The organism is Mucilaginibacter sp. P4_G9 (assembly GCF_056400985.1).
On record NZ_JBFUKF010000269.1, the window covers coordinates 1 to 6,844 of the forward strand.

General features: G+C 41.2%; 9 protein-coding genes. 2 read left to right on the top strand and 7 right to left on the bottom strand.

What is annotated here, in order from left to right; genetic code table 11:
* The 5 genes from AC1DPZ_RS19135 to AC1DPZ_RS19155 all read right to left on the bottom strand — a co-directional run.
* Positions 1 to 568: DnaJ domain-containing protein (locus AC1DPZ_RS19135; protein WP_477406355.1), on the bottom strand; the 568-nt coding region annotated here is incomplete at its 3' end.
* A gap of 129 nt (positions 569 to 697) precedes the next feature.
* Positions 698 to 1,312, bottom strand: a complete 615-nt coding sequence (locus AC1DPZ_RS19140) for a nucleotide exchange factor GrpE (RefSeq protein WP_477406357.1) — start codon at positions 1,310 to 1,312, stop codon at positions 698 to 700.
* Positions 1,313 to 1,543: 231 nt separating this feature from the next.
* Positions 1,544 to 2,224: a cell division ATP-binding protein FtsE gene (locus AC1DPZ_RS19145; RefSeq protein WP_477406359.1), complete on the bottom strand. Its 681-nt coding sequence runs from the start codon at positions 2,222 to 2,224 to the stop codon at positions 1,544 to 1,546.
* Between the two features lie 5 nt (positions 2,225 to 2,229).
* Positions 2,230 to 2,433, bottom strand: a complete 204-nt coding sequence (locus AC1DPZ_RS19150; protein ID WP_295716372.1) for a fructose-6-phosphate aldolase — start codon at positions 2,431 to 2,433, stop codon at positions 2,230 to 2,232.
* A gap of 108 nt (positions 2,434 to 2,541) precedes the next feature.
* Positions 2,542 to 3,567 carry an acyl-CoA reductase gene (locus tag AC1DPZ_RS19155; RefSeq protein WP_477406362.1) on the bottom strand — a complete coding sequence of 342 codons (1,026 nt, stop codon included), beginning with the start codon at positions 3,565 to 3,567 and terminating at the stop codon, positions 2,542 to 2,544.
* Positions 3,568 to 3,668: 101 nt separating this feature from the next.
* Between AC1DPZ_RS19155 and AC1DPZ_RS19160 the strand changes: the two genes are divergently transcribed.
* Entirely contained in the window at positions 3,669 to 4,022 is a 354-nt protein-coding gene (locus AC1DPZ_RS19160; protein ID WP_295716369.1) for a 4Fe-4S dicluster domain-containing protein, read from the top strand.
* 194 nt (positions 4,023 to 4,216) lie between these two features.
* Complete coding sequence (locus AC1DPZ_RS19165) at positions 4,217 to 4,978, top strand: C40 family peptidase (protein WP_477406364.1); 762 nt, start codon at positions 4,217 to 4,219, stop codon at positions 4,976 to 4,978.
* 18 nt (positions 4,979 to 4,996) lie between these two features.
* Here AC1DPZ_RS19165 and AC1DPZ_RS19170 read toward each other — a convergent pair whose 3' ends face one another.
* On the bottom strand, positions 4,997 to 5,899 hold the full coding sequence (locus AC1DPZ_RS19170; protein ID WP_477406366.1) for a WD40 repeat domain-containing protein: 903 nt from the start codon (positions 5,897 to 5,899) through the stop codon (positions 4,997 to 4,999).
* A 120-nt stretch (positions 5,900 to 6,019) separates the two neighbouring features.
* Positions 6,020 to 6,844 (bottom strand): class A beta-lactamase, subclass A2 (bla, locus tag AC1DPZ_RS19175; RefSeq protein ID WP_477406368.1); only part of this gene is annotated, 825 nt, incomplete at its 5' end.

The following is a 6,844-nucleotide window of genomic DNA, read 5'->3' on the forward strand; positions in this document are numbered from 1 at the left end:
TGGTTACCCTGCGCACCGCGCCCGATCCACCGCAGGTTTTACAGGTTTGGAAAGATGATTTATCTTTAGCGCCACTGCCATCGCAGGTTTTGCAGATGATCTGTTTGTTAACCTTTATTTTCTTTTCGGCGCCGTTGGCAATTTCTTCAAGCGTTAAACGCACTTTAATACGCAGGTTGCTGCCGCGGGCTACACGCCTGCCGCCGGCACCACCACCCTGGCGACCACCGCCGCCAAAGAAACCTTCAAACGGACTGCCACCGCCAAATATATCACCAAACTGGCTAAATATGTCGTTCATATCCATACCGCCGCCGCCATAACCGCCGCCATTTGGCGATGAAGCATTAGCTGCATGACCAAACTGATCATAACGCTGGCGTTTTTCGGCGCTGCTTAAAACTTCATAAGCTTCGGCGGCTTCCTTAAATTTTTCTTCCGCCTCTTTATCACCGTGGTTTTTATCGGGGTGATATTTAATAGCCATTTTACGATATGCCTTTTTTATATCATCAGCATTAGATCCTTTAGCAACCCCCAGGATATCGTAATAATCTCTTTTAGCCATAATTTACTTTAATTTCGGATTTCGAAATTTCGATTTCGGATTTTTATTTTGTTTACTTTTTTGATATAAGAAAAGGGGAGTTAAACCGGATCAAAATCCGAAATCAAATGTCCCAATTCCGAAATCAATTTACGCTCCTACGATTACTTTGGCAAAACGGATCACCCTGTCTTTAAGGGTATAACCTTTTTCCATTTCGTCAATCACCTTGCCTTTAAGGTCATCGCTAGGGGCGGGTATATTTGTAATAGCCTCCTGCAGGTCGGCGTCAAACGGCGAACCTATTGATTCCATTTCTTTCAGGCCTTTTTGTGCAAGTATGTTTTTTAATTTATTCTGAATTAAAGCAACACCCTCTTTAACGGGGGCTACATCAACTGCTTTTTCCATTGAGCGTTGTGCGCGTTCAAAATCGTCTAAAACAGGAAGTAGTGCAATGATCAAATCTTTACCTTCAGTTTCGCGGGCTTCTGCACGTTCTTTTTGGGTACGCCTACGGAAGTTATCAAATTCGGCATACAAACGTAAATATTTATCATTGGCCTGTGCCAGTTCATTTTTCAATTTATCTTCGGCAGATAGATCGGTTAATTTAGCAGCTTCTTCATCAACTTCAACAGTTTCGGTGTGCTGTGCTTTCAGCTGTTCTTCTTCTACTAAATTTTCCTGGGTTGGCTCATTAATATTTTCAGGAGTATCCATATTTTCTTTCTTCTTTTTCTTCAACATGTCGTTAAATTTCATAGCTGATAGTGCCAATCAAGTATCCTGCCATTAGCTTAAAGCCGACAAGCTGTCAGTGGCACGTTTTATTATAGGCAGGAGTGGCGCAATATGCGCAAGGGTGACAGGATTATTTGTCTGATTATTTTTTCTGAACGTGGGTTGTCTGAACCGGAATTCATCGAATTAAAGAATGACCCGAATTTTAGAATTCTATTAATTCAGCAAATTCGATGAATTCCGGTTCAGAAACTATATCTCAGCATCTTCCAAAACCTTGCCGTTCTCGCATTTAATAATTCGCGATGGGAAAGTGCGGATGATATGGTAGTCATGGGTAGCAATAAGTACTGCGGTGCCCATCTGGCTTATCTGCTTTAGTAGCAGCACAATTTCTTCGGATGTTTCGGGGTCGAGGTTACCTGTTGGTTCATCGGCCAGGATGATCTCRGGGTCGTTAAGCAGCGCGCGCGCAATTACCACCCGCTGCTGCTCGCCGCCTGATAGCTCATGCGGCATTTTTTTTAATTTTGAGCGTAGGCCAACTTTCTCCAATACATCAAGGGTACGTTCGGCTATCAGTTTTTTATCTTTCCAGCCGGTTGCACGCATTACAAAAAGCAGGTTTTGCTCAATAGAGCGGTCTGTAAGTAATTGAAAATCCTGGAAAACAATGCCAAGCTTACGCCGCAGGTAGGGTACATCGCGGCCTGGTAACTTGCTTAGCTCATATCCGCAGGCATTTCCTGTGCCGCTTTTAATGGCAAGGTCGCCATAAATAACCTTGAGCAGGCTGCTTTTTCCAGAACCTGTAGAGCCGATGAGCCATACAAAATCTCCCTTATCAACATGCAGGTTTACATTTGACAATACCAGGTGTGTCTGCTGAAAAATATCAACATTATTTAGCTTTATAATAGAGTTCCCCATCATCTTTTTTATAGCTCCAGTTTTAAAATCTGCCCAAAAGGCAAATCTTTAATAATATTCATAATATAGTCGGCTTTATCAGTCAGCCCAACCTTATCCAGTGATTTTTCGGGCCTGTCTACCCTAAAATATGCCAGCAGCGTAAACTTATCATCCCTCAACTGTACATAATCGGGTATTTTGGCAACGCCTTTAACTTTTATAATATACATTTTTTTAAGCTTAAGGCTTAAAGCAAAAAGCTTAAAGCATTTTTTATCTCAAAGATAGCTTTCAGCTTTAGGCCTTCGGCTTTCAGCATTTTCAAAGGTATTGTTATTTTAAAGATTTGACAAAAATTCCATCGTATCAATCCCATCGGCATAATCCCATAACGCGGGTTGCTGGCTTTGGCCAAATTCAACTACCTGGCTATTTACATTTATAGGCGCAGTGGTAACAATACATTGTATGTTTTCTGCCTGCTGATCCAATGTTTGTTGTGCCAGTGCCAGGTTGTCATAGTAACTAAAATACAGCACTGCCAGCGGCGAAGCTATCCTGTCATCTTCCTTAAGCATTAAAAAGCCATTATCCAGGTGCTTATTGCTGTTAACAAGATAAATTGATTTGTTGTAATCGTAATTGTTGTTGTATTTATGGTGATGGATGATGGCCTTATGATCTTCTATCGACTCAAAAAAGAAATTGAAATTATAATCCTTTGGCACCAATAGCTTGCTTACATTGCGGCAACCCAAACCATAATAATCAAAAATATCATGACCAAGGTTAAATAATTGTTCTGCCGTTTCATTTCCGGTAATTAATGCAATACTGTTCCTGTTTTTGCGGATGATGTTGGGCACTTTGCCAAAATAATAATCAAAGTACCGCGAGCTGTTGTTGCTGCCGGTGGCAATAATGGCATCAAAATCGGCCAGCCTTTCCACAAAACTAAATTGATTGGCAAAGCTATCGTCAATATCAACTAATTTTTGCAAAATAACCTTTATCAGGCGGGCATCCTGCGATGACGCTTTGATGAGGGCGTGGTTGCCGGATGCCAGCACGCAGAGCACGTCATGAAAACCCACCAATGGGATATTACCTGCCAAAATAAGCCCAACTTTTTTGCCAGGAGCTTCATTGTTGGAAGGATATTTAGATAACCAGGTTTCCAAATCGGCTTCATTCAGCATTTTACCGATGGACGTTACGGCTTGCAAAACACTTTCGGGCGTGAACCAGGCGTTGTGGTAACGCTCGTTTTCAATAATAGCCATTAGTTGTGCGTTGGGCTCAATTAGCTGCTTTCCTAAGGTTGAAAATGAGTTTATGGAATTTTTTATGTTAGATTTTGACATATTTATGGTAAGGATTTAAACCCTTAAAGCCTTTTTTTGTTATATTTGTGCGCTTGTAAATTACGGGCAAAGTTAATTGAGATTATTATATATTTAGAAATATGGCGATTAAAATCACCGATGAATGCATAAACTGCGGAGCTTGCGAGCCGGAGTGCCCCAATAATGCTATTTATGATGCAGGTGCAGCGTGGCGTTTTAGCGATGGCACCGGTCTTAAAGGAGTTATTGATTTTGGAGATGGCAATACTTTAAATGCTGAGGAAACCCAGGCTGCCTTGTCAGACGAGATATATTATATAGTACCCGATAAGTGTACCGAGTGTGTAGGTTTTCATGATGAGCCGCAATGTGCCGCTGTATGCCCGGTTGATTGCTGTGTTGACGATGAAGACATCCGCGAAAGCAAGGAAGAGCTGTTAGCCAAAAAAGATTGGCTGCACATGAACGAATAATATATTTTTATAAAAGTATTTAAGGGGAACAGCTTGCTGGTTCCCTTTTTTTATGCTTCATTTAATATTTTTAATATATTAGCTCAATAGTATTCATTTTAGTTGCAGAGCCCCCTGACTAAAATTAACCAATTATCATATTGTAATTATCTTAGCAATTATAACGTATTGCTAATTTTACTTTTATCTAAACTATGGAATACGGTATTTGTAACCTTGCTGTTATACCGCTTCGCGCCGAACCTGACGACAGGAGTGAACAGGTATCGCAGGTTTTGTTTGGCGAGGCATTTGAAATTACAGAGTGGACGGAACGATGGGTTAAAATCATCACATCTACAGATGGCTATGTTGGCTGGATAGGCCGGTTGCAGTTTGCTATGCTGGGCCATATTGCTTATCAAGGCTTAAAAAATGTGCAGCCACCTTTAACTTACCGGGCCGTAACACAAGCCTGGAAAATTGTTGATAATTCTGTTATCTACCTGCCGGCTGGTAGCTCGCTTGCTTTTTTAGAAGGTACAACCTGCAAAATTGGAGGCGATAAATTTGAGATCATTGGCGAAATAGGAGAGAGGGAAGATATTGAAACTACAGCAAAATCTTTTTTAAATGCACCCTATTTGTGGGGCGGCCGTACCCATTTCGGCATTGACTGTTCTGGCTATACGCAAGTGGTATTTAAGCTGAATAAAATAAAGATCAGACGTGATGCCAGTCAGCAGGCAGAGGAAGGTATTAAAGTTAACAGCCTGAAAGAGGCGAGCCTGGGCGATCTGGCCTTTTTTAATAACCCCGAGGGAAAAATTACCCACGTTGGCATACTGCTTGGCAGCGAGCATATTATTCATGCATCGGGCAAGGTTAAAATTGATGAGATTGATAATGATGGGATTTATTCGGTTGGGTTAAAAAGACACACCCACAAATTGCATAGTATTAAAAGATTTTTTTAGCAAAAAAAAACGGCAGTATTATATTGTTATATTCCAAATCATAATATTTTTATCATCACTTACCGATATAAGCTGATCGCCGTTCCATGCCAGTTTATTTACCGAGAGGGGATGACATGCATACCCTTTTTCGCGGCTGATGATCTTGTAAAGTTTAAAATCATCCGATCCCCATATTTTAATGCTTTTATCCATGCTGGCCGTAGCAAAATAGGGTTGGGTAGGGTGGTAGAGGATATGATTTACCGCGAATAAATGTGCAGGAATGTTTTTTATAAGCTGATAGGTTGCAGTATCCCATATTTTTACCTGCGCATCGCGGCTTCCTGAAACAAGGTGGGTTCCATCAACACTATAAGTTAAAGAAAAAACCGACATGGTGTGCCCATGCAGCGCTTTTATCAGTGTATAATCCTCCAGGTCGTAAATCTTAACCTGGTTATCGCGACAACCAAATGCTACCTGTTTTTCGTCGGGCGAAATGGCTATGCAGCGCACTGTATCGGCAGATACTTTGAAGCTGTGTACTATTTCTAATGTATCCAGGTTCCAAACGGATACTGTGCCATCTTCTGAGGCTATTAGCAGTTCTTTTTTTTGACTGATGGACTTGATATCAAAAATTGGTTTAAGGTGCTGCCTGAGCGATTTAATCACCTTTTGTTCGATAAAATCAAATACCAAAACCTCGCCGCTGCGTAAACCTGCAAACAGTAAGGGATAACCGGCCGGACAATGAATGGCATAAATAGAAGCCTGAACCGGGAACATCACCTTAATGAATGAATTGCTCTTTAAACTCCATTCTACCAGCCCTTTGTCGTTCCCGCCCGTAAACAGTATACCTGGTTTTTGCGATAACTCAAGTGCGAAAATTGGGTTACCATGTCCCGTTAGTTCAGCTATTTTTTCTGCAATCATGTTTTAGTATCAAGTTTGAGTATCATGTATTAAGACTGATTTATGGGTGATACCTGGTTTTTGACAAAAGTAGGGTTTTTGTGGTGACACTTTAATTACAGTCTATCACTTAAAAGTAATCTATTTAACCGCCTCATCGTAAGCAGCTCTGGCAATACGGGCTATTACCAATTCGCGGGTTTTAAGGTCAACAGGGGAGTTGGTAACTAATATGGTTATGGCCAGGTGCTTACCATTTGGCAAAGTAATAATGCCTGTATCGTTAGTAGCCGCGGTAATTCCTTGTTCATTAGTGCCCGATCGCCCGGTTTTATGGTAAACAACCGTGCCTACTGGTAATAATCCTTTGATCTGGTTAGGTCCGGTAGATGTTTCCTGCATGATCTTCCAGAGGTAGGCATGGCTTTTCGCCGAAAGGAAATTTGATTTAAATGCCATTTGTAACAAACGGGTAAGCTCCGTAGCTTCCACCCAATTGGTAAACTGTACATCCCAGGCTTGCGCCATCTCGTATTCGGTTGCTTTTATCGAGAATTTTTTAATGCCAAGCTGGTGCATGTAAGTATTCACCTTATCAGTTCCGCCTAAAATTTTAAGCAGTTTATCACAGGCAACATTATCGCTTAATGATACCATATAGCTTAATAGTTCCCTAATGGATATATCTACATTTGCGCCCGGATATTTATCCTGCAGGGGGCTATAGGTTTTAAACAGGTCACTTTTGTCAAGATGGATCAGCTGATCTAAAGTGATTTTTTTCTTATCAATCTCGTGCAAAACGGTGATAGCAATAGGGAACTTCATTACACTTTGCATCGGCTGGCGCACGTATCCGTTACAAGTTAAGGTATCATGTGTTTCCAGGTTCAATATCGAAACGCCAACAGTGCCCTTAGTATCCTTTGCAATTTCAGCTATCTTATTTCTTAATGAGCCTGGCTG